The sequence below is a fragment of the Lentzea guizhouensis genome (assembly GCF_001701025.1).
GTDB classification, from domain to species: Bacteria; Actinomycetota; Actinomycetes; order Mycobacteriales; family Pseudonocardiaceae; genus Lentzea; species Lentzea guizhouensis.
In genome coordinates this window covers 9,531,937-9,554,139 of sequence record NZ_CP016793.1, presented here as the reverse complement: position 1 = coordinate 9,554,139, position 22,203 = coordinate 9,531,937, and the positions used below count along the sequence as shown (strand labels likewise).

The 22,203-nt window shown below is 70.0% G+C and carries 23 protein-coding genes and 1 pseudogene; 15 read left to right on the top strand and 9 right to left on the bottom strand.

Annotated features, from left to right (window positions below; translation table 11 throughout):
- Window positions 1–454 precede the first annotated feature (454 nt).
- On the top strand, window positions 455–2,251 hold the full coding sequence (gene arc, locus BBK82_RS45305) for a proteasome ATPase (RefSeq protein ID WP_065920420.1): 1,797 nt from the start codon (window positions 455–457) through the stop codon (window positions 2,249–2,251).
- A 111-nt stretch (window positions 2,252–2,362) separates the two neighbouring features.
- The gene (locus BBK82_RS45300) at window positions 2,363–2,896 is read left to right on the top strand and encodes a hypothetical protein (protein WP_065920419.1); all 534 of its coding nucleotides are present in this window, start codon (window positions 2,363–2,365) and stop codon (window positions 2,894–2,896) included.
- Between the two features lie 66 nt (window positions 2,897–2,962).
- Here BBK82_RS45300 and BBK82_RS45295 read toward each other — a convergent pair whose 3' ends face one another.
- Together BBK82_RS45295 and BBK82_RS45290 are read right to left on the bottom strand one after the other, a co-directional pair.
- A complete protein-coding gene (locus tag BBK82_RS45295; RefSeq protein ID WP_065920418.1) occupies window positions 2,963–3,754 on the bottom strand; it encodes a CPBP family intramembrane glutamic endopeptidase in 792 nt (263 codons plus the stop codon).
- Window positions 3,751–4,086, bottom strand: coding sequence for a hypothetical protein (locus tag BBK82_RS45290; RefSeq protein WP_065920417.1), 336 nt, complete (start codon window positions 4,084–4,086; stop codon window positions 3,751–3,753). Before BBK82_RS45290 ends, BBK82_RS45295 begins: the two co-directional genes overlap by 4 nt.
- A gap of 63 nt (window positions 4,087–4,149) precedes the next feature.
- Here BBK82_RS45290 and BBK82_RS45285 point away from each other — a divergent pair, with 63 nt between their 5' ends.
- Together BBK82_RS45285 and BBK82_RS45280 are read left to right on the top strand one after the other, a co-directional pair.
- Window positions 4,150–4,545, top strand: coding sequence for a GntR family transcriptional regulator (locus tag BBK82_RS45285; protein WP_065920416.1), 396 nt, complete (start codon window positions 4,150–4,152; stop codon window positions 4,543–4,545).
- Window positions 4,542–5,486, top strand: a complete 945-nt coding sequence (locus BBK82_RS45280; protein ID WP_065920415.1) for a DUF5808 domain-containing protein — start codon at window positions 4,542–4,544, stop codon at window positions 5,484–5,486. Before BBK82_RS45285 ends, BBK82_RS45280 begins: the two co-directional genes overlap by 4 nt.
- Here the strand turns inward: BBK82_RS45280 and BBK82_RS45275 are convergent.
- Window positions 5,475–6,104 (bottom strand): response regulator, encoded by a 630-nt coding sequence (locus tag BBK82_RS45275; protein ID WP_065920414.1) that lies wholly within the window; start codon window positions 6,102–6,104, stop codon window positions 5,475–5,477. The genes BBK82_RS45280 and BBK82_RS45275 overlap by 12 nt on opposite strands.
- Window positions 6,101–7,168, bottom strand: coding sequence for a sensor histidine kinase (locus BBK82_RS45270; protein ID WP_065920413.1), 1,068 nt, complete (start codon window positions 7,166–7,168; stop codon window positions 6,101–6,103). Before BBK82_RS45270 ends, BBK82_RS45275 begins: the two co-directional genes overlap by 4 nt.
- A 113-nt stretch (window positions 7,169–7,281) precedes the next feature.
- On the opposite strand from BBK82_RS45270, the pseudogene BBK82_RS45265 reads away from it, so the two are divergent.
- The 4 genes and pseudogenes from BBK82_RS45265 to BBK82_RS45250 all read left to right on the top strand — a co-directional run.
- Window positions 7,282–7,929, top strand: a pseudogene (locus BBK82_RS45265) (ABC transporter ATP-binding protein); the annotation flags it as partial.
- A gap of 50 nt (window positions 7,930–7,979) precedes the next feature.
- Window positions 7,980–8,735, top strand: coding sequence for an ABC transporter permease (locus BBK82_RS45260; RefSeq protein WP_065920411.1), 756 nt, complete (start codon window positions 7,980–7,982; stop codon window positions 8,733–8,735).
- A 97-nt stretch (window positions 8,736–8,832) separates the two neighbouring features.
- A complete protein-coding gene (locus BBK82_RS45255) occupies window positions 8,833–9,888 on the top strand; it encodes a glycoside hydrolase family 5 protein (protein ID WP_065920410.1) in 1,056 nt (351 codons plus the stop codon).
- 96 nt (window positions 9,889–9,984) lie between these two features.
- Window positions 9,985–10,863 carry an aldo/keto reductase gene (locus BBK82_RS45250; RefSeq protein ID WP_065920409.1) on the top strand — a complete coding sequence of 293 codons (879 nt, stop codon included), beginning with the start codon at window positions 9,985–9,987 and terminating at the stop codon, window positions 10,861–10,863.
- Here BBK82_RS45250 and BBK82_RS45245 read toward each other — a convergent pair.
- Window positions 10,850–11,347 (bottom strand): NUDIX hydrolase, encoded by a 498-nt coding sequence (locus BBK82_RS45245; RefSeq protein ID WP_065920408.1) that lies wholly within the window; start codon window positions 11,345–11,347, stop codon window positions 10,850–10,852. The two genes, BBK82_RS45250 and BBK82_RS45245, sit on opposite strands and share 14 nt — an antisense overlap.
- A 106-nt stretch (window positions 11,348–11,453) precedes the next feature.
- Between BBK82_RS45245 and BBK82_RS45240 the strand changes: the two genes are divergently transcribed.
- The 5 genes from BBK82_RS45240 to prcA all read left to right on the top strand — a co-directional run bounded on the left by BBK82_RS45240 (window position 11,454) and on the right by prcA (window position 17,398).
- Complete coding sequence (locus tag BBK82_RS45240) at window positions 11,454–13,862, top strand: FtsX-like permease family protein (RefSeq protein ID WP_065920407.1); 2,409 nt, start codon at window positions 11,454–11,456, stop codon at window positions 13,860–13,862.
- A 72-nt stretch (window positions 13,863–13,934) separates the two neighbouring features.
- Window positions 13,935–15,428, top strand: coding sequence for a depupylase/deamidase Dop (gene dop / locus BBK82_RS45235; RefSeq protein WP_065921884.1), 1,494 nt, complete (start codon window positions 13,935–13,937; stop codon window positions 15,426–15,428).
- A 79-nt stretch (window positions 15,429–15,507) separates the two neighbouring features.
- Window positions 15,508–15,702 carry a ubiquitin-like protein Pup gene (locus BBK82_RS45230; RefSeq protein ID WP_065920406.1) on the top strand — a complete coding sequence of 65 codons (195 nt, stop codon included), beginning with the start codon at window positions 15,508–15,510 and terminating at the stop codon, window positions 15,700–15,702.
- A 48-nt stretch (window positions 15,703–15,750) separates the two neighbouring features.
- Window positions 15,751–16,599, top strand: a complete 849-nt coding sequence (prcB, locus tag BBK82_RS45225; RefSeq protein WP_065920405.1) for a proteasome subunit beta — start codon at window positions 15,751–15,753, stop codon at window positions 16,597–16,599.
- A gap of 34 nt (window positions 16,600–16,633) precedes the next feature.
- Window positions 16,634–17,398, top strand: a complete 765-nt coding sequence (gene prcA / locus BBK82_RS45220; RefSeq protein WP_065920404.1) for a proteasome subunit alpha — start codon at window positions 16,634–16,636, stop codon at window positions 17,396–17,398.
- A 184-nt stretch (window positions 17,399–17,582) separates the two neighbouring features.
- On the opposite strand, the gene BBK82_RS45215 is transcribed toward prcA, so the two are convergent.
- Window positions 17,583–18,230, bottom strand: coding sequence for an alpha/beta fold hydrolase (locus BBK82_RS45215; RefSeq protein ID WP_065920403.1), 648 nt, complete (start codon window positions 18,228–18,230; stop codon window positions 17,583–17,585).
- A 9-nt stretch (window positions 18,231–18,239) separates the two neighbouring features.
- Window positions 18,240–18,833, bottom strand: coding sequence for a PadR family transcriptional regulator (locus BBK82_RS45210; RefSeq protein ID WP_083268638.1), 594 nt, complete (start codon window positions 18,831–18,833; stop codon window positions 18,240–18,242).
- Window positions 18,834–18,925: 92 nt separating this feature from the next.
- Here BBK82_RS45210 and BBK82_RS45205 point away from each other — a divergent pair, with 92 nt between their 5' ends.
- A complete protein-coding gene (locus BBK82_RS45205) occupies window positions 18,926–19,522 on the top strand; it encodes a GNAT family N-acetyltransferase (protein WP_218920547.1) in 597 nt (198 codons plus the stop codon).
- On the opposite strand, the gene BBK82_RS45200 is transcribed toward BBK82_RS45205, so the two are convergent.
- A complete protein-coding gene (locus tag BBK82_RS45200; protein WP_065920402.1) occupies window positions 19,512–20,120 on the bottom strand; it encodes a maleylpyruvate isomerase family mycothiol-dependent enzyme in 609 nt (202 codons plus the stop codon). The genes BBK82_RS45205 and BBK82_RS45200 overlap by 11 nt on opposite strands.
- 78 nt (window positions 20,121–20,198) lie before the next feature.
- Between BBK82_RS45200 and BBK82_RS45195 the strand changes: the two genes are divergently transcribed.
- Window positions 20,199–20,618: a MarR family winged helix-turn-helix transcriptional regulator gene (locus tag BBK82_RS45195; RefSeq protein WP_065920401.1), complete on the top strand. Its 420-nt coding sequence runs from the start codon at window positions 20,199–20,201 to the stop codon at window positions 20,616–20,618.
- Window positions 20,619–20,693: 75 nt separating this feature from the next.
- Here the strand turns inward: BBK82_RS45195 and BBK82_RS45190 are convergent, their stop codons facing one another.
- A complete protein-coding gene (locus tag BBK82_RS45190; RefSeq protein WP_237047941.1) occupies window positions 20,694–22,175 on the bottom strand; it encodes a glycerol-3-phosphate dehydrogenase/oxidase in 1,482 nt (493 codons plus the stop codon).
- Between the last annotated feature and the right edge of the window lie 28 nt (window positions 22,176–22,203).

Here is a 22,203-nt window from a genome sequence, read left to right as displayed (position 1 = left end):
CGCACTGGAGCCCCGCTCGAGCGGGACCTCCGACGAACGAGAACGGGGTGGGTAGCGGTGCGTGACCGCCGATCGGAGCACGGTGTGGTCCACCTGGTGGGATCACGACACGTTCGTGCTCGTTGCCGGACCGTGAACCGTACCAAGCGTGCCTGCGGTCACCCGAGGGTGGTCGCGCAACGTGGGGAAGGATCACCCGAGCCGGTGTCCCGATGACCCTCTCCTCGGACTTCTCGCAGGTCGGCGGGCGTATCGCGACACGAAGGACCGGTGGTGGTTTCCGGGACGCACGGTAGTGGGAAGCCGGGCGAACCGGACACCGGGATGGAGCAGTTGACCTCTGTTGGAGGTGGGACCGTTGCGTCACACGAGCGAAGATGATGTTGTGAGTACCCCATTTTGTCGGTGATCGCCGGTACCGTAATCGGTACGAACACGGGAGGAGGGTGCCGACATGCAGCACGGTCATCCCGGCAGCCAACCCGATGAGGGTGGCGAGCTGAACCAGGGCAACAATTCTGCTGAGTTGAACGCGCAGATCAGGTTCCTCGAGGACGAGATCGCGTCGTTGCGCCGCAAGCTGACCGAGTCCCCCCGCCACGTGCGGCTGCTGGAGCAGCGGCTGGCGGAGGCGACCGAACGAGTCAGCCAACTGACCGAGCGAAACACGAAGCTCATAGACACCCTCCGCGAAGCACGAAGCCAACTGCTCGCGCTGCGTGAGGAGGTCGACCGGCTGGCCCAACCCCCCAGCGGGTACGGCGTCTTCATGGCGCGGTTCGACGACGGGACGGTGGACGTCTTCACGTCCGGCCGCAGGATGCGGGTCGCCGTGTCCCCGGCGGTCGAGCCGGAGAAGCTCTCCTTCGGCCAGTCCGTGCGCCTCAACGAGGCGCTCACGGTCGTCGAGGCCGGCGGGTTCGAGCGGTCGGGTGAGGTCTGCGCACTGCGGGAGGTGCTCTCCGAGGAAGGGGAGGACCAGATCGCGCGGGCGCTGGTCGTCGGCCACGCCGACGAGGAGAGGGTGGTCTGGCTCGCCCAGCCGCTGCTCGACTCGCCGCTGAAGCCGGGCGACTCGCTGCTCGTCGACTCGAAGGCGGGCTTCGCCTACGAGCGGGTGCCCAAGGCCGAGGTCGAGGACCTCGTGCTCGAAGAGGTCCCGGACATCGACTACTCCGACATCGGCGGTCTGTCCCGGCAGATCGAGCAGATCCGCGACGCGGTGGAGCTGCCGTTCCTGCACGCGGACCTGTTCCGCGAGTACGAGCTGCGCCCGCCCAAGGGCGTGCTGCTCTACGGCCCTCCCGGCTGCGGCAAGACGCTCATCGCCAAGGCCGTCGCGAACTCGCTCGCCAAGAAGGTGCGCGAGATCCGCGGGGAGACCGACAAGCAGGCGAAGTCGTACTTCCTCAACATCAAGGGTCCCGAGCTCCTCAACAAGTTCGTCGGTGAGACCGAGCGGCACATCCGCCTGATCTTCCAGCGGGCTCGTGAGAAGGCCTCAGAGGGCACCCCGGTGATCGTGTTCTTCGACGAGATGGACTCGATCTTCCGCACCCGCGGCTCCGGCGTGTCGTCCGACGTCGAGACGACGATCGTGCCCCAGCTCCTCAGCGAGATCGACGGCGTCGAGGGCCTGGAGAACGTCATCGTCATCGGCGCCTCCAACCGCGAGGACATGATCGACCCGGCGATCCTGCGGCCAGGCCGCCTCGACGTGAAGATCAAGATCGAGCGGCCCGACGCCGAGGGCGCGAAGGACATCTTCAACAAGTACCTGACGCCGAACCTCCCGCTGCACGCCGACGACCTCGCCGAGTTCGGCGGGGACCCGAAGGCCTGCATCGAGGGCATGGTGCAGCACACCGTCGAGCGCATGTACGAGGAGTCCGAGGACAACCGGTTCCTGGAGGTCACCTACGCCAACGGTGACAAGGAGGTCCTGTACTTCCGGGACTTCAACTCCGGCGCCATGATCCAGAACATCGTCGACAGGGCCAAGAAGGCGGCGATCAAGTCGCTGCTCGACACCAAGCAGCCCGGCCTCTCGGTCCGGCACCTGCAGGCGGCCATCGTCGACGAGTTCGCCGAGAACGAGGACCTGCCGAACACCACGAACCCCGACGACTGGGCACGCATCTCGGGCAAGAAGGGCGAGCGGATCGTCTACATCCGCACGCTCGTCACCGGGAAGAACCAGGAGGCGGGCCGGGCGATCGACACGGCCACGAACACCGGCACCTACCTGTAGCACCGCTGGGAACGGCAACCGCCCCGGTCGCGTCTCGCGACCGGGGCGGTTCCGCGCAAAGCCCACCGCCACCGGCGGCCGACTGCCTAGACTCCCGTTCGGGGGTTCACCATGAGGCGCATCTGGTACGTCGTGGGAGCACTGGGGATTGTCACCGCGCTGGCCTACGCCCGCGACGTGGCGGACCCGGTCGTCATCGCCGGAACACCGGCACCGCTGTCGGCCGAGTCGATGCGCGTCCTCGTGGACGAGGCCTGCGAACGGCCACCCGGCTACCGGTTCGGCACGCTGCAGCGGGTGCGGGACAGCGTGCTGGAGGTGGGTGTCATCACCACCGGCACCGCCGGCGAGTTCGTCGTCTGCACCGTCTCCGGCACCGGGAAGAGCACGTCGAAGGTCAGCACACCCGGCGCCGAGCACGTTCTCGGTCGCATGGGCCTGATCTGGGACGACGACGAGCGTCTCGAGGTGGGCCGGATCGCCCCCGGCATCGCCGCCCTCGAGTTCGTGCTGCCGAGCGGAAAGGTCGTCAAGGCCGAGCTGTACGGCGAGGTCTTCCTCTGCCGCGTCGACGAGAAGTTCACCGTCGTGCGGATCCGGGCCTACGACGCGGCCGGCGGTCTCCTGCACGACGGCTTGATCTAGGGGAGACCGGCACCACCTGTGAGGCACCACCGACCGCCTCGGCCGCGCGGCCGAGGCGGTTCCTGTTCACACGGCCACGCGGCGCCGGGCAGTGGTGGTGAGCGCCGCGACCAGCGCCGCCATCAGGACCCAGCCCGCCCAGCCGCTCAGGCCCAGCGACCACGGGTCGGGCGCGGCGAGCTCCGACGCGTCGGTGAGGGCGACGTTCACGAAGGCGATCACCAGGGTGTTGTTCGCCGCGTGGACGACTGAGCACGCCCACACCGAGTTCGTGTGCAGCCGAACCATGCCGAGCAACGTGCCGAGCAGCACGGTGAACACCGCGAACGGGACGAACGCGGCCAGCGACCCGACATAGCCCGGTAGGTGCCACACGGCCCAGATGACGCCGCTCAGTCCGAACGCGCCCCACCTGCCGAACCGCATCAGCCGCGGCAGCAGGAAACCGCGCCAGCCCCATTCCTCGCAGAACGCGAGGGGCAGCACCAGCAGGAAGAGCAGCCCCGCCTTGGCCAGCGCCGCCGCCATGACCTCACTGGTCGGTCCAGCGCCGTGGACCTGATGGAGTCCGGAGAACCCCGTCACGTCCAGCCGCACGCTGATGAGCACGGCGAGCAGGGCGAGGCCGAGGAACGCGGCGAGTGCCACGGCGCTCTGACCCACGACCCGCCTCGCCGGCTGCCGGGTGAGGCCGGTGTCGGCGAGTCCGAACCGGCGCACGGTGACGAGCACCGCCAGCCCGACGCCGAGCATCCCTCCCGGCGCGACGACGTCCACGCCCGTTGCCAGGCGCAGCAACGACAGCAACCACGGGATCGTGAACGCGATCCCCAGGAACGTCCACACCGGACGGCTCACGTGACGGCCTCCAACGCCGCGATGACGTCGTCCGGCGCGGTCACCAGTACCTCGCCGTACCCCTCGGTGACGACCCACACCGCCGTCCGTCCACTTCGGACGGCCACGAGCTGCCGCCCGCGCCTGCCCCTCCAGATCCCCGCCTTGCCGACCCCCGCCACCTCGGCCCCGGCGATGCGCACGCCGTGCGGTGTGAGGAACGGGTGCGGTTCCCGTCGCACCGCCTTGATCGCCTCCAGTGGCACCTCGAGGCGCCGCCGCCAGGTGAAGATCCGCTCCCACGCGGTGAACTCGACGACGAGCCTGCCGTCGTGGACCTCCGTCTTGGCCATGAGCCACTCCCTCTCCAGATGAGCGTCTGTTCTATTACTTGTATAACAGATAGACTTGAGGTCGTGCTACTGACGATCGACCTCGACAGCGACACGCCGATCTACCAGCAGATCCGCGACCGGGTGGTGGAAGCCGTCGCGACCGGGGCGTTGAAGGCGGGCGACCCGCTGCCGTCCACGAGGCAGCTCGGGGTCGATCTCGGCATCAACTTCCACACCGTCAGCAAGGCCTACGACCTGCTGCGCCAGGAGGGGGTGATCCGGATCAACCGCAAGAGCGGTGCGGTCGTGCGGCGCGACCACACGACCGGACCACCGGACGCGGGATTCGCGGAGACGTGGCAGTCCCGGCTGCGCACCCTGCTCGCCGAGGCGACGACGCAGGGGCTCACCCGTGAGGACGTGCTCGGACGCAGCGAGGAAGTGCTGGACGGGTTCGCCGGGGGAGGACGGGCATGACCGTGCAGATCGGCTGGATCGTCCTCGTGACGGCGGGGTTCCTGGTGCTGCCGGCGACGGCGAGGCCCACGCTGCCGTTCGGAGTCCGCGTGCCGCACGGGAGGACGGGAGAGCTGAGGCCCATCCGCGTGGGCTACCGGGTCGCTGTCGCCGTGTCCGGGGTGCTCGCCGCCGCCGGCACGCTCCTCGGTGAGACCTGGCTCCTGGCCGCGCTCGTCGTCGCCTGCCTGCTCGCGCACTGGGCCGCGGCGGGCCTCGTCAGCCGGGTCAAGCGGTCCTGGCCCCAGATCCGGCAGGGCGTCACCACCGACACGAGCCTGCGCACCGATCCGGTCCGGTTGCCGTGGGCGGCGCTGGTGCCCGCCGCGGTGGTCGTCAGCGGCACGGCGGTCCTCGGCCTGGTCCGGGACACGCCCTGGGAGGCGTTCTGGCCGGTGACGAACCAGGTCGTCGTGCTGGTGATCGGCGTCTTCGCGGCGGTGGCCCTCCCACGTGCGCGCCCCGAGCTCGACGCCGCACGGCCGGAAAGCTCCGCACGGTCCTATCGCGCCTATCTGACCGGGACCGTGCGGATCGTCGCTGTGCTGACCACAGCCGTGATCGCCGCACTGGCCGTGAAGGCGTTGCAGCTGTGGGAAATCATGTCAGGGCCGGCTTGGACCGTGCTGGCGGCCGTTCCGTTCGCGGGAGCGGTCGTCTGGCTGGTCCGGGCCGGCGACGCCGGACACCGCCTCGACCGCGATGACACCGAGGACAGCGGTGTGGCGCAACGCGATGACGACCGCCACTGGCACGTCGGCGGTCTGGTGTACGCGAACCGCGCCGACCCGGCGCTGCTCGTGCACCAGCGCGTCGGCTCGCGGTGGACGCTCAACCTCGGCCACCCCGCGTCGTGGCTGACGCTGGCCGCGCTGCTCGTCGTGGCGCTGCTAGCGGACTAGCCCCGACTCGTAAGCCGCGATGACCAGCTGCGCCCGGTCCCGTGCGTGCAGCTTCGCCAGCAGGTTCCCGATGTGCGTCTTCACCGTCCCGGTGCTGACGTGAAGCCGAGCCATGATCTCCGCGTTCGACAGCCCGCGGGCGATCAACGTCAGCACCTCCTTCTCCCGCTCGGTCAGCACCTCCAGCCCGCGCACCGACGGCGCGGACTGTTGCCGCACGAACTCCGCGATCAGCTGCCGGGTGACCGACGGCGACAGCAGCGACTCACCGGACGCCACCACCCTGATCGCGTCCAGCAGCTCGGTGGGAGGCGTGTCCTTCAGCAGGAACCCCGACGCACCGGCGCGCAACGCGCCGAACACGTACTCGTCCAGGTCGAACGTGGTCAGCACCAGCACGCGCGGCCCGTCGAGCAGCCGCGTGGCCTCGATGCCGTCCATCTCCGGCATGCGGATGTCCATCAGCACGACGTCCGGCTCCAGCTCCGAGACGAGCTCGACCGCCTCGGCTCCGGTGCCGGCCTCGCCCACCACGGTCAGGTCCGGTTCGTTGTCCACCAACAGCCGGAAGCTGGCCCGCAGCAACGCCTGGTCGTCGACGATCAGCACCCTGGTCATCGGATCGGCAGCTCCGCGTGGACCCGGAACCCGCCCTCGGAGCGTTGTCCCGCGCTGAACGTGCCGCCGTACACCGCCACGCGTTCCCTCATCCCGATCAACCCGTGTCCCGTCCCCAGCTCCCGCACCCCGGGACCGTCGTCGGCGACGTCGATCACCACGGCCTCCGGTGTCACGTCCACCAGCACCGTGCACGACGCGGGTGCCGCGTGCTTCACGACGTTGGTCAGCGCCTCCTGCACGATCCGGTACGCCGACAGCGCGATCCCCTCCGGCACCACCGTCCCACCCGTCACCTCCAGCGTGACGCGCACCCCGGCGAGTGACGCGCGGTCGGCGAGGTCGGGCAGGCCGTCGAGGCCGGGGGAGGGGGCCAGGTCGGCGTCGGAGCGCAGCACACCCAAGAGCCCGCGCATCTCCGTCAGGGCCGTGCGGCTCGTTTCGGAAATGACCTGCAACGCCTCGTAGGCGTGCTCAGGTGAACGCACGTGCGCGGCGTTGCCGGCCTGCACGGCGATCAGGGAGAGGTTGTGCGCCACCACGTCGTGCAGCTCGCGGGCGATGCGCAGGCGTTCGTCGGCCAGCGCCTGCTCGGCCTGCTGAGCGCTCTCCCGGAGCAGCATCGAGCGGCGCAGCCGGGTGGTGTAGCCGATGGCCCACACCGACCCCAGCGCGGCGGCACCGACGAGCACGTTCTCGGGTTCACCGCCGGAGACCCCGCTGGTGGCGACGACGGTCACCAGGAGTGCGACCAGCGACCAGGTGCGGTCGCGGTCGACCGCCACCGTGTAGAGCGCGAAGCAGACGGCGCCGACCGGGGCGCCGAGCGCCACGACGGGCAGCACCTGGGTCATCACCACGGCCACCGTCGCGGCGGTGGTCACCACCAGCGCGGTCATCGGCCACCACCGCCGGACGGCGACGGGAACGGCGACGAGGCCCGCCAGGGGCACCGCGACGAACGGCGACGCGTGCACGTGCGGTTCGAGCATCGCGTAGGTGACGAGCACCCAGATCACCAGCGCGGCCGCCGCGTCGACCAGGTAGAGGTGGAGTTTCGCCATCACGGGTCGACCGTAACGAGCCGGGGCAGCACGCGCCTCGGACCACGGTCCGATTCCCGGGATCGGAGCACGGGCCGATCCGCGGCGGGACGAGAACCACCACCCTCGTCGGCATGATCGAGGTGCGGAACCTGACGAAGAGATACGGGGACACGACGGCGGTCGACGGCCTGTCGTTCACCGTCCAACCTGGACTGGTGACGGGCTTCCTCGGCCCCAACGGCGCCGGCAAGTCCACGACGATGCGCATGATCGTCGGCCTGGACCGGCCCAGCGGGGGCGAGGCGCTGGTCGGCGGGCGGCGGTACGCGGACCTCGACCAGCCGCTGCGGCACGTCGGCGTGCTGCTCGACCCGGCGGCGGTCCACCACGGCCGCCGTGCGCTCGACCACCTGCGCTGGCTCGCCGCCAGCAACGGGATCGACCAGCAGCGCGCGGTCGAGCTGCTGGAGCAGGTCGGGCTGGGAGGCGTGCGGCACAAGAGGATCCGGGCGTTGTCGCTCGGCATGAAGCAACGGCTCGGCGTCGCGGCGGCACTGCTGGGCGACCCGCGGGTGCTGATGTTCGACGAACCGGTCAACGGCCTGGACCCCGAGGGCGTGCGGTGGATCCGCGACCTCATGCGGTCGCTGGCGGACGAGGGGCGCACGGTCTTCGTGTCCAGCCACCTGATGAGCGAGATGGCGCTCACGGCCGACCACGTCGTGATCGTCGCAAGAGGACAGCTGGTCAAGGAGACACCGACGGAGGCGTTGACGCAGCACGGTTCCCTCGAAGACGCCTACCTGGAGCTCACCTCGGGGAGGGGACTGTGAAGAACGCGCTCACCGCGGAGTGGCTGAAGCTCCGGACCGTCCGCGGGCCGTGGGGCCTGGTCCTCGCCATCGGGCTGATGGTGGTCGTCGGCGCGTTGCTGTCGTGGCTGATCGTCGCCGACTACGACACCTCGCCGCCCGCCGAGCAGGCGAGGTTCGCCTCCGCCGACAGCAGTGTGGTGATCACGCCGGTCGTCCAGTTCCTCGTGGCCGCGCTCGGCGCCCTGGTCGCCACCTCCGACCCGCGGCTCACCGCACTGACCGCCGTGCCGAACCGGAAACGCTTGCTGGCGGCCAAGACCGCGCTCGTGGCGACCGCGGCCATGGTGCTCGGCGCCGTCACGCTCGCGCTCAGCGTCGGCACCAGCTGGCTGGTCATGGGGGACCGGCCGCCGCCGATCGCGCCGTGGGACGACCTCGGCGACGTGCTGCCGTGGGCGGGCGCGGCGGTCCTGTCCATCCTCGTCACCGGCCTGGTCGGCCTCGGGCTGGGGCTCGCGGTGCGGTCGACGGCCGTCGCGATCGTGGTCGTCGGCGTGCTGCTGTGGGGACTTCCCGCGATCACGCCGATGCTGCCCGACCCGTGGAACGTCGACGCGTCCGCGGTGATGGTCCCGTACCTGGTGTGGGAGGTGGCGGGCGTCGTCAACGACCCGCCCCTCGCGCCGTCAGCCGCTGTTGCTGTTTTGATGCTTTACGCACTGGTGACTCTCGGTACCGGAACTGTCGCTCTTCTGCGACGAGATGCTTGACGCACTCCGGAGGCGGCTTTAAGGTCATCCATACCTTTAATCGGTAAGGAAACTTACCTAACTAATCCGTCGCCAGCAGTCCGAGAGGAGATGCTGAATGGCTTGGCAGAAGTCTGTGGTGGCGCTCGCCGCGGCAGTCGTGCTCCCCCTGACCGGTGTGATGGCAGGCAGTTCAGTCGCTGCCGCACCCGCGGGCGACGTCTCCGCGGCCGCGCTGCCGCCGGGTTCGCCCGCGGCGGTCAACGGCCAGCTCAGGGTGTGCGGCGTCAAGCTGTGCAACAAGAACGGCAAGCAGATCCAGTTGCGCGGCATGAGCACGCACGGCATCCAGTGGTACTCCCAGTGCGTCAAGACCGCGTCCCTGGACGCGCTCGCCAACGACTGGAAGGCGGACATCCTCCGCATCTCGATGTACATCCAGGAGGGCGGCTACGAGTCGAACCCCCGGAAGTTCACCGACATGGTGCACGGGTACATCGAGGAGGCCACCAAGCGCGGCCTGTACGCGCTGGTCGACTGGCACCAGCTCTCGCCGGGCGACCCGAACCACAACACCGCCCGCGCCAAGACGTTCTTCAACGAGATCGCGCAGCGGCACAAGGACAAGACGAACATCATCTACGACATCGCGAACGAGCCGAACGGCGTCACGTGGTCGCGGGTGAAGTCTTACGCGGAGGCCGTCATCCCGACGATCCGCGCCCAGGACCCGGACAGCCTCGTGCTCGTGGGCACGCACGGCTGGTCGACGTTCGGCCTGTCCGACGGCAAGGACATCAACGAGGTCAGCCGCAACAAGGTCAACGCCTCGAACCTGATGTACACGTTCCACTTCTACGCGAAGGACCACCGCGACTCGTACCTCAACGCGTTGCGCACGGTCTCGAGCCAGGTGCCGGTCTTCGTCACCGAGTTCGGTTCGCAGGAGGCCTCCGGTGACGGTCCGAACGACTTCACCATGGCGAACAAGTTCATCACGTTCATGAAGGAGGCCAAGATCTCCTGGACGAACTGGAACTTCTCCGACGACCACCGCACGGGTGCGGTGTTCAAGAGCGGCACGTGCTCCGGCAGCAGCTTCGCCGGTGAGGGCCCGCTGAAGGACGCCGGCAAGTGGGTGCGCAACCACATCCGCACCGCCGACGACTTCTGATGATCTCCGGTTGACCGACCCCGGCGGGTCACGTGAACGGCGGTCCCACCAGGGGCCGCCGTTCCTCGTCGCAGGCGCCGTTTTACGGTAGTCGGCATGGCACAGCTGGCACTCGGTCTCGCTTCCCTCGGTCGTCCCGCGTACATCAACCTCGGCCGTGAGGACGCGTTGCCCCAGGTGCGGGACGTGGACGCCATGCGCGCGCAGTGCCACCTCGTGCTCGACGAGGCGTACGCGCTGGGTGTCCGATGGGTCGACGCGGCGCGGTCCTACGGGTTGTCCGAGCAGTTCCTGAGCGAGTGGCTGCCCGGCCACGACGACGTCACCGTCTCCAGCAAGTGGGGCTACGCCTACACCGCGGACTGGCGGCCGGACGCGCAGGTGCACGAGGTCAAGGAGCACTCGCTGGCGCGCTTCACCCAGCAGTGGCGGGAGACCACGGCGTTGCTGCCGCGCGTGGACCTCTACCAGGTGCACTCGCTGACCGCCGACAGCCCGTTGTTCGACGACCGGGCGCTGCAGGAGGCGATGGTCGCGACCGGTGTGCCGCTCGGGTTCTCCACCTCCGGCCCGAACCAGGCCGACGCCATCCGCAAGGCGCTCGACCTCGGGATCTTCACCTCCGTCCAGTCCACCTGGAACGTGCTGGAGACCTCCGCCGCGGCCGCTCTCGGCGAGGCGCACGCCGCCGGGCTCAAGGTGATCATCAAGGAGGGCATGGCGAACGGCCGGCTCGCCGTGCGGGCACCGGAAGCCGTTGCCGTGCAGGCGAAGGAGCTCGGCGTCGGCACGGACGCGGTCGCGCTGGCCGCCGTGGCCCACCAGCCGTGGGTGGACGTCGTGCTGTCCGGTGCGGCGAGCCCGGAGCAGCTGCGGTCCAATGCGGAGGCCATGACCGTCGAGGTCGTGCTGCCGGACCTGTCCGAGCCGGCCGAGGAGTACTGGGCGACGCGCGCCGCCCTCACCTGGAACTAGTGCGGCGCAACCACTCCCGGCCGATCGCGCGCCCGTCCGGCACCAGCGGCCAGCCGGGGTCCTCGATCTTGCCGCGCAGCTCGGCCGCGTCCATCCACCCGCCCCACGCGACCTCCTCCGGCTGGTGGGTGAACGGCCCGTCGTAGTGCGTCTCGTAGACCCACGCGTGGTAGCGGGTCAGGTCGTCGACGTAGATGGTCTGGAAGAGCGGCGTGAGCGGGGCCTCGACGCCGAGCTCCTCGCGCAGCTCGCGGGCCGCCGCCTCGTCCGGGGTCTCGCCGGAGTCGATCACGCCGCCCGCCGCGTAGTCGTAGAGGCCGGGGAAGACGTCCTTGGTGTCGGTGCGGCGGTGCACGTAGACGCGTTCGCCGTCGGTGGAGAACACCACGGTCAGGACGCAGCCGTGCCAGAGGTTCTCGGCGCGCATCCGTTCGCGCGTCACCTCGCCGATGACGTTCGCGTCCTCGTCGTAGAGGTTGATCATCCCGTGTCCTCCTGTGGTCGTACGCGAGCTTGCTACCCCAGTCCGACGCCCGCTGATCGCCCTCCTTCCTACCTTCGGGACCGTCAGACGTCACCGAGGAGGATTCGTGTCCACTTCCCTGCGGCTCGGCGTCGCCGAGTTCCGCGCCCGGCCGGGCCGCGCGCTGCTGCCCGGCGTCGCGCTCGTCGTCGGCGTGGCCTGCCTGCTGGCCGCCCTGGTGCTGAGCGACGCGCTCACCAGGTCGGTCGACGAGGGCGCGCCCCTCACCCCGTCGTCGGTGAGCCACGTGGTGGACGTCAAGCAGCAGCCGTTCGACCCCTCGGCCACCGGTGCGCAACCCACCGGCCCGAAGCTGGACGACGCGTTGCTGGCCAAGCTCTCCTCGGTCGGCCGGGCGGTGCCGGTGCAGGTGGCGCAGGCGGACCTGCTGGACGCGAACGGCAGGGCCGGGCAGCACCGGGCCGAGGTGCACGTGCAGCAGCCGGACCTGGTGCGCTGGCCGCTGGCCGAGGGCAAGGCCCCGGCGGCGGACGGCGAGGTCGCCGTCGACAAGATCACCGCCTACGAACGCGGCCTGAAGCCCGGCGACAAGGTCAAGCTCGCCTCCGCGGACGGCAAGCCGGTCGAGGTCACCGTCAGCGGGGTGATGAAGAAGGGCGGGATCGACTCGCGGCCGATCATGGTCGCCGGTCCGGACCTGGCACGTGAGCTCGACCCGCAGCCGTTCACCAAGGAGGTCTGGGTGCTCGGCGGCAACCGCGACGCGGTGAAGGCCGCCGCGGGTGCGTCGTACGTGGTGTGGGACCCGGCGCCGGACGCCGACAAGATCGGCAACGAGCTGACGTTCATCCTGCTGCCGTTCAGCGTGCTGGCGCTGGCGACGGCGGTGTTCGTCGCGGCGGCCACGTTCCGGGCGGTCTACGCGCAACGTCAGCGGCAGACGGCGCTGCTGCGGTGCATCGGCGCCCAGCGGGGGCCGTTGGTGCGCAGGAGCCTGTTCGAGGCGTTGGTGACGGGTGCGCTGGCGGGCATCGGTGGTGCGTTGCTCGGCGGGCCGATGGCGTGGATCCTCGCCAGGACCTTCGACGTCACCGGCATCTCCGTGCTGTTCGGAGCGGTCGAGCTCAGCCCCGCCCTGCTGCCGTCCGTCGGGTACGTGATCCTCGGAGTTGTCGTCGCGGCGCTGTTGAGCGTGATGGCCGCTGTCCGGCCCGCGATCAACGCCGCGCGCGTGTCGCCTCTCGCCGCGTTGCGTGACGCGGAGAGCGAGGTGCCGCCACGGTCCGTGCGTCGTCTTCGGCTCGTGTTCGGCCTGCTGTTCATCAGCGGCGCGGCCCTCCTCGCACTGGCGGCCATCGCCGCCAAGGGGACCGCCGTCGCACCGCTCGCGGTCACGTTCTCCGCCATCGCCGCGGTGACGGGCCTGTTCTGGATCCTCGGGCCGGTCACGGTGCCGTTCATCGCGCGGTTGTTCGGCAAGATCGGCGGCAGTCGGTGGACGCAGTGGAAGCTCGCCGGCGCGGAGGTGCGCAGGATGCCGCAGCGGTCGGCGTCGGTCGCGCTGCCGTTGCTGCTGGCCAGCTCCATGGTGACGTTCTTCCTGGTCCTGCTGGGCACCGCGCAGGAGCTGACGTACTCGTTCGCCAACGAGGAGCGCCCGGACGCCACCGTGGTGGACGCGGGGGAGCGCCCGCTGCCGTCGATCCCGGCTCAGGACGGCGTGGCGGCCAGCGCGGTGCTGCACAAGGCGGAGAACGGCTCCGGTGTCGACCCGGAGGAGTTCAAGACCTGGCTGAAGGCGCAGAACGTGGCCGGGGCCGAGCAGCTGGTCGCCGGTACCGCGATCGTGCCGCTGCACTGGGAGGGCCGGCCGTTCGTCGAGTCCGACGGCAAGCAGTACAAGGTCGTCGGGACCGTTGCCGGCACGCTCACCGGGTACACGCCGATCCTCGGCGGCCTGACCACGGGACCCGCGGAGAAGGTCGTGGTCGCGCTCAAGCCAGGCACCGACCCGGCGAAGTTCCGGGCCGACCTGCAGGCCGCGCTGCCGAACAACCCGACGGTCATCGTGCAGACCGACGCCGACGAACGCGCCGAGGCGGACCGGTACATGCACCTGGGCACCGTGCTGATGATGGTGCTGCTGGGCCTGTCCGTGGCGGTCGCCGTGACGGGCATCGGCACCGCGCTGACGATCTCCGTCCAGGAACGCCGCAAGGAGCTCGCGCTGCGGCGCGCCTTGGGTGTCACTCAAGGCGGGCTGCAGGGCGGGGTCATCGCCGAAGCGGTCATGCTGGCCCTCGTCGGGGTGATCGGCGGCGGCGCGCTCGGGTTCGGTTACGCGTTGATCGCGATCCTGTCCATCGGGATCCCGCTGGTGCTACCGGCTCTCTCAGTGGTGTTGCCGCTGGTCATAGGCGCGCTGGCGGTCGTGGCGCTCGCGGTTGTCGCAGCATTCGGGCCTTCTCGTGGCGCATCCAGGATCCGTCCTGCCGCCGGACTGGCTTCCGGGTGAATAGGCTGAGGGGAGCTTCAACGTGAAGCTCCCCTCACGCCTTTGTCGGGGTCAGGTCATAAGGTGTTGCGCATGCGGCGGATCATGGGAACCGAGGTCGAGTACGGCATCGCGGTGCCGGGCGACGCGACCGCGAACCCGGTGCTCACTTCGACACAGGTGGTGCTCGCGTACGCGGCGGCGGCGGACATACCGCGCGCCAGGCGGGCGCGCTGGGACTACGAGGTGGAGTCGCCGCTGCGCGACGCCCGCGGGTTCGACCTGGGCTCGCCTGGTGGGCACCCGGCGGACTCCGACGTCGAGGACCTGGGCGCGGCGAACGTCATCCTCACCAACGGCGCGCGGCTCTACGTCGACCACGCGCACCCCGAGTACTCCGCGCCCGAGGTCACGAACGCGCGCGACGCGGTGATCTGGGACAAGGCGGGGGAGCGGGTGATGGAGGAGGCGGCGCTCAAGGCCGCCACCGTGCCCGGCCAGCCCCGGCTGCAGCTGTACAAGAACAACGTCGACGGCAAGGGCGCGTCGTACGGCACGCACGAGAACTACCTGATGCAGCGCTCGACGCCGTTCACGGCCGTCATCGCGGGCCTCACGCCGTTCTTCGTGTCGCGCCAGGTCGTGACCGGCTCCGGCCGCGTCGGCATCGGTGCCGCCGGTGAGGAGCCCGGCTTCCAGCTCTCCCAGCGCGCCGACTACATCGAGGTCGAGGTCGGCCTGGAGACCACGCTCAAGCGCGGCATCATCAACACGCGCGACGAGCCGCACGCGGACGCGGACAAGTACCGCCGCCTGCACGTCATCATCGGCGACGCGAACCTGGCCGAGTACTCCACCTACCTCAAGTGCGGCACCACCTCGCTGGTGCTCGACATGATCGAGGCCGGGCAGCGGTTCGACGACCTGCGGATGGTCGACCCGGTCCGCGCGGTGCACCAGATCAGCCACGACCCGACGCTCAAGACGAAGGTCGAGCTGACCGGCGGGCGCAAGTTCACCGGTCTGGACATCCAGTTCGCCTACCACGAGCGCGCCACCGCCTTCGTCGAGAAGGAGGGCACCGGCGACCGCGACGTGCTGCGGATCTGGGGCGAGGTGCTCGACGCGCTGGCCCGCGACCCCGCGGAGTGCGCCGACCGGCTCGACTGGGTGGCCAAGCTGCGGCTGCTCGAGGGCTACCGGCAGCGCGACGGCCTCGCCTGGGGTTCGGCCCGGCTCAACCTGGTTGACCTGCAGTACTCGGACGTGCGCCTGGACAAGGGCCTCTACAACCGCCTGGTCGCGCGCGGCTCGATGAAGCGCCTGGTCAGCGAGGAGGAGGTGCGCGCGGCCATCACCACCCCGCCGGAGGACACGCGTGCGTACTTCCGCGGCCGGTGCCTGGAGCGCTACCCCACCTCGGTCGCGGCCGCCTCGTGGGACTCGGTGATCTTCGACCTGGGTCGTGAGTCGCTCGTGCGAATCCCGACGCTGGAGCCGTTGCGCGGGACGAAAGCGCACGTCGGAGCCCTCCTGGAGGCTTCGGACACCGCCGAGCAGCTGGTGGATGCACTGACTCGCGGGTGATCGTCTACCCGAGTGGCTCACAATTTTTGTCGGTGCCGCTGGGTAGTGTTCTTGTCAGGCGAGTCAGTGGGAGGCCGAGATGTCCCAGGAACAGAAGCAGCGCCAGGGCGGTGGCGACGGCGACGACGGTGCCGAGGACGCCGCCGGAGCCGGTCAGGAACGTCGCGAGAAGCTCGGCGAGGACGTGGACGCGATCCTCGACGAGATCGACGACGTGCTGGAGGAGAACGCGGAGGACTTCGTCCGCGCATACGTGCAGAAGGGTGGTCAGTAGGCCTTCCTGGCCTGTTGACCACCTCGGGGACGGGAGAACAACCAACACATGGACCACAGCTCGACCGGGCGTTACCCGGCCGCGGCGTTGCCCCCGGCGTACCTGACGCCCGGCTCGTCGTCGTTCACCGACTTCCTGCGGGCGCAGGCACCGGACATGCTGCCTTCCGCCCGGAAGCTCCCGGAGGGGACCGTCCAGGCCCCGCACGGGACGACGATCGTCGCTGTCACCTACAAGGGTGGCGTCGTGATCGCCGGTGACCGGCGCGCGACGATGGGCAACGTCATCGCCCAGCGCGACATGAAGAAGGTCTTCGTGACCGACGACCACTCGGCCGTCGGCATCGCGGGCACGGCGGGCATCGCGATCGAGATCGTGCGGCTGTACACGGTCGAACTGCGGCACTACGAGAAGATCGAGGGCGTTCCGCTGTCGCTCGACGGCAAGGCGAACCGCCTCTCGGCGATGATCAGGGGCAACCTCGACGCGGCCATGGCCGGCCTCGCCGTGGTGCCCCTGTTCGCCGGGTACGACACGCACGCGGCGGACCCGGACCGCGCGGGCCGCATCGTGTCCTACGACGTCACCGGTGGCCGCTACGAGGAGTCGCAGGGCTACCAGGCCGTCGGCTCCGGCTCGCTCTTCGCGAAGTCGTCGCTGAAGAAGCTCTACGACCCCGACTCGGACGTCGAGGCGGCGATCCGCGTGGTCATCGAGGCTCTCTACGACGCGGCGGACGACGACTCGGCGACCGGCGGCCCCGACCCGGTCCGCCGCCTCTACCCGGTCGTGGTCACGATCAACGGCGTCGACGGCGCCGTCGAGGTACCGGAGTCGCAGGTCCAGACGGTCGCCGACGCGGTCGTCGAGGGCCGCCGGTCCCGCCCCTCAGGCTGAGTCCCCATCAGGTTCGACGTCAGGAGCACCACCCATGACGATGCCGCTGTACGCATCGGCAGAGCAGGTGATGCGCGACCGCTCCGAGTACGCCCGCAAGGGCATCGCCAGGGGTCGCAGCGTCATCGTGCTGAAGTACGCGGACGGCATTCTGTTCGTCGCGGAGAACCCCTCCAGCACGCTGCACAAGGTCGCGGAGATCTACGACCGCATCGGCTTCGCCGCCGTGGGCCGCTACAGCGAGTTCGAGAACCTCCGCCAGGCGGGCATCCGGTTCGCTGACGTGCGTGGCTACCAGAACGACCCGCGTGACGTGACTTGCCGGTCTCTCGCGAACGTCTACGCCACCACGCTGGGCACCTACTTCACCGAGCAGATCAAGCCCTTCGAGGTGGAGATCTGCGTGGCCGAGGTCGGCGAGACGGCTGCTTCGGACACCCTGTACCGGCTGACCTACGACGGCTCCGTCGTGGAGGAGCCGCAGTACATCGTGATGGGCGGCACCGTCGACGCCGCCAACACGGCGCTGAAGGAGGCCTTCGCGGACGGCCTGACGCTGGCCGAGGCCGTTCCCGTCGCGGTGAAGGCGTTGTCGGCCGGGTCGGCGTCGACCGCCAACGGGACCGCTGAGCTGTTGCCGGCGGTGAAGCTGGAGGTCGCGGTGCTGGAGCGGGCACGGCCGCGGCGGGCGTTCCGGCGGATCGCCGGGGCGGCGTTGGATGCGCTGATGCCGGCGCCGACGAAGGACGGCAAGGAAGTGACGGATGTGGAGCTGCCTTCGGAGGATGAGTCGAAGTAGCTCTGATTGGTGAGGCGGGGCCCCTGGTGCTTGGTGCGCTGGGGGCCTTCGTGTTTCAGAGAACCGTGGTTTCGCGATGCAGGTGGGTGTTACCGCTGCCCGTCGATTGAGGTGCACACGCCTCGCCTTCGGCTCGATGGGGGGCTCGCTTTGCGTGCGGGGCTTTTCGTCTCGCTTCGCTCGATCAGTGGGGCAAGGTTGCCAGCAAGGTGGCGAGTTCTTCTGGCTTGCTCAGTTGGGCGCAGTGGCCTGCTTTGAGCTCCACCGGGTTGACGCCTGGCAGGCGGTCCGCGATCACCTTGCGCATGAACTCCGGCGTGAAGAACCGGTCCTCGGTGCACAGGACGAAGTGCGTTGGTACGTCCGGCATGCGGTCGAGTGGCCAAGGCTTGCTCATGGCGTTCTCCGACATGCCGCGTTCCCGCTTCTGCGACTCCTCGGCGAGGTGTGCCGGGACGTCGTGCCAGAACTGGTCTTCCAGGCCGCTGTCCGCGTACCCGGTGTTGCCCCACCAGTCGCCCGGTGCCTCGCCGGGGCGGGGGAGCATTGCCGTCACCAGGACGAGGGCCGAAGTGTTCAGACGAGCTGCGACCAGAGGTGCGACCAGGCCTCCGAACGAGTGGCCGACCACTACGACGTCCGAAGTGGAGTCGGGCTTGGAGGACACCGCGTCCACGACCGCGGTGGCCCAGTCGGACAGGTCTTTCGACTCGTCCTCGGTCGGCAGGTCCGGGGCGATGACCGTGTGGCCCTGGGCTTCCAGCGCCTCGGACACCAGGTGCCACGACCAGCCGACGTCGCCTGCTCCGTGCACGATCGCGAAGGTAGTCACCTCCGCACCCTATGCGCGGCGTGTCGTGGCCGGGTGCACGTTCGAGGACGTCCATCTCGGCACCTCGACCTCCGTCGGCTCGGTGGTGGCCGCCGTCTGTGGGCGGTAGTGGGTCAGGCTCGCCTCGCAGTGGTCGAGCCAGCGCAGCTCCGCCTCCGCCTGGAAGATCATCCCGTCGAGCACCAGCAGCCACGGCAGCTCGCCGGGCTCGGTCTTGAGCCGCGTGTACTCCTGCAGCGTGCGCGTGGTGGACGTTCGCTGGGTCGTGATGACCCCGGCGGCGTCGACACCGGGCGTGGTGATGGCCAGGGCCACCTTGATCGCCACCTCGTCGCGCGGCCGGTCGGAGCGGTGGACCGGTGTGCTGAACCACCTCCGCAGCTCGTCGCGGCCCGGTGCGGTGATCTCGTAGGGGCGCTGGCCGTCGCGCTCGGGCAGTGCGGCGACCAGGTCGTCGCGTTCGAGGCGGGACAGCGTCGTGTAGACCTGCCCGATGTTGAGGGGCCACGTGGCGCCGGTGGCGGAGTCGAACGCCGTTCGCAGCTGGTAGCCGTACATGGGGCCGCGCTTGAGCAACGCCAACAGACCGTGTTTGACCGACATGCCCACCGAGTATGCATACCGGGTATGTTCCTGGTAAACGGTGACCCCGAAACTCGCGTGCGATCGGGCCCGTCGTCGGGGAGCCTGGAGGGGTGAGGTTGCTGGGGGCGCCTGCCGAGCCCACGCCCAAGGCCAAGCCGAAGCCGCGTGTGGCGGTCCGGGACTACGAACCGGCCGACGAGGTGTCGTGGTTGCGCTGCCGCGTGCTCGGCCTGCTGGACACGAGCTACTACGACGACGTGTGGCCGGTCCGCAGACGCGCGGACCTGGAGCTCGTCGTCCGCTCCGACAACGTCGTCATCGGGGCCATCGACGTCTCGGTGCCGGGTTCGTCGGCCACCGTCGACCTGGTCGTGGTGCATCCGGACTGCCGGGGCCGCGGCATCGCCACGGCGTTGCTCGACGAGGCACTGCGCCGCCTTGAACGCTGCGGTGTGACCGAGGTCGAGGCCTGGACGCGGTCTGACCCGTCGGCTCTGAAGTGGTACGCGCGCAACGGTTTTGTCGAGACCTCGCGCTACCTCCACGTGCACGCGTCGGCGGAGGAGGTCGGGACCGCGGTCTCCGCGCGGCACGGCCTGGTGCCTGCCGGCGCGTTCCTGCACGCCCGCATCGAACGCGAAGCCGAGCTGCGCCAACGGTTCGAGCGCGTCTACGTGTGCCGCCGGATGGTCCGGGCTATGCCGTGATGCCGGTGAGCCGCGGGATGGTGGCGGTCCGTCCGGCCAGCAACATCACCAGCGCCTCGATCGGCCCGCTGATCTCGGCGCCCTCGCCGGCGGACCAGTCGGTGTCGGTGGCGACCAGCCGGTGACCGGCCAGGCGCCGGCGGGCGTGGAACGGGAAACCGATGCGCCACAGGTCGTCCGCCGCGACGACGGCGGCGTCGACCGGCATGTGGCGCTCGACGCCCAGCGGCAGGGCGATGTCCTGCGCGTGGACCATGGAGTCCATCAAGGCGTTCTTGAGCGTCTGGCCGGGTGCGAGCCTGTGGTTGCCGACGATGCCGCGCAGTTCCGCGACGAGCTCGCCGGTCGGTCTGCGGGCCTCGGCGCGTGAGGTCTGGTCGACCATGCGGTTGAAGCTGCCGCGCGCCTTGACGAACGCGACCAGGACCGCGCCGACCCCCACGCGCGGGCCGAGGGACAGGTGGGCCGCGACCTCGCGCACGGTCCAGCCCTCGCACAGCGACGGGCAGGACCACTCCGCCTCGGTCAGGCCGGCGAGCAGGTCGGCGGTCGCCGCGCGCTCGGCGTCGACCGTCTGCCACATCCGGGTCTCGTCCATCACGGTCTCCTCTTGATTTAGTTCGATCAACTGACTACTTTAGTCAGAGAATCTGACTAGAACAAGGGGGCTTGTCGAGTGAACATCGGTCTGCTGCTCTTCATCCCGAGCCGCGAGGTGGAGAACCGCATCCTGGCCGCCGTCACGGCCGCGGGGTTCGACATCACCCAGGCGCAGGCGCGGGTGCTCATGCGGGTCGGGCCGGACGGGACGCGGCTCACCGAGCTCGCGGAGGCCGCCCAGGTGACCAAGCAGACCGCCGGGTTCCTCGTCGACCAGCTGGAGAAGGCCGGCTACGTCGAACGCGTGCCCGACCCCACCGACGGCAGGGCGCGGCTCGTGCGCGTGACCGCCAAGGCGGAGGAGGCCGTTCCCGTCGCGGACGCGGAGATGGCCAGGATCGAGGCGGAGTGGGAACAGCACATCGGCAAGCGCCGCATGACCCAGCTGCGCGAGGCCTTGGAGATGCTCGGCGAGATCACCGACCCCTACCGCTGACCCGCGTGGAGCTCGCGGCGCGTTCCACTCGGAACCCGACCTGGCCGAGTACCTCGTGGAACGCGCCGTGGCGCTCTACGAAGCGAGCAGTTCCGACACCCGCGTGCGGACCTCCGGCGAGTCGAGCCCGCGGACCATCACGGTGGTGCGGCGGCGCAGGACGTCGTCGACCTCGGTGGCCCACTCGGTGCGGCGGGCGTGCTCGACCTGCGCCCAGATGTCCGGGCCGTCGGGGTGCACGCGCTCCAGCAGCGCCGGGTTCTCCAGACCGAGCGCGACGACCTCGTGCGACGTGGTGCCGTAGTGGGTGGCGAGGTGGCGGACCACGTCGTCGGGCAGTGCGGCGAAGGCGTGGTTCAGCACCGAGCCGACGGTCTCCGGCGACGCGGAGCCGGGCAGCGCCACGCCGTCGAGCGGGCCGTCGAAGGTGCGGCCGAGCTCGGAGTTCACCCTGGCCAGGACGGTGGCGCCGATCTTGCGGAACGTCGTCCACTTGCCGCCGGCCACGCTGATCATGCCGCCGGAGCCCGCGGTGATCACCGTTTCCCGCTTGGCGTGCGAGGTGTCGCCGGGGCCACCGGGCAGGACGCGCAGGCCCGCGAACGTGTACGCGATGCGGGAGCGGTCGAGGCCGGTGACGGCGGTGCCCGCCTCGCCGAGGATCTGGTCGACGTCGGCGTCCGTGCAGGCGACCGCGGCCGGGTCGCCGTCGTAGGCCTCGTCGGTGGTGCCGAGCAGGAGGTGGCCCTCCCACGGGATCGCGAACGACACGCGCACGTCGTCGACGGGGATCGTCAGCGCGGCCTTCCACTCCGACGTCTGCCTCAGCACCAGGTGCGAGCCCTTGGACAGGCGGATCGACGGATCGGCGGCCGGGTCCTCCATGCGCCGCAGCACGTCCAGCCACGGACCGGTCGCGTTGACGACCACACGAGCGTCCACCCCGAACTCGCCGAGCGAGTCGCGCAGGTCGACACCCGTGACCTTCGAACCGGTCTTGCGCAGGCCCACGACCAAGATGTGGTTGAGCAGCACGGCACCGGCCTCGGCGGCGGCGCGGGCGGCGGTGATCGCCACGCGGCTGTCGTTCATCTGGTGGTCGTAGTACATCGCGGCACCGCGCAAACCGTCGGCGCGCAGGTCAGGCACCCACTCCGCAGCCCTGCGCGCCGACAGCACCTTCCCCATGCCGTCGCCGAAGCCCGACAGCGCGGAGTACAACGTGACGCCCGCACCCAGCACGAACCGGCTGTGCGGGCCGCCCTTGTAGACGGGGACGAGGAACGGCAGCGGGCGCACCAGGTGCGGGGCCAGGTGGTCGCCCAGCGCACGCCGTTCCTTGTGGTTCTCGTGCACCATCGGCACGGCCGACGGGCCCATGGCGAGGTAGCGCAGGCCGCCGTGCACGAGCTTGGAGGAGGCCGACGAGGTGGCGCCGGCGAAGTCGCCGCTCTCCACCAGGGCGACGCGCAGGCCGGAACGGGCCGCGGCCCACGTCGTGGCGATGCCCAGGATGCCGCCGCCGATCACCACGACGTCGAACTTTCCACGCCCCAACTCTTCGCGTGAGCGTGCCCGCTGGCTT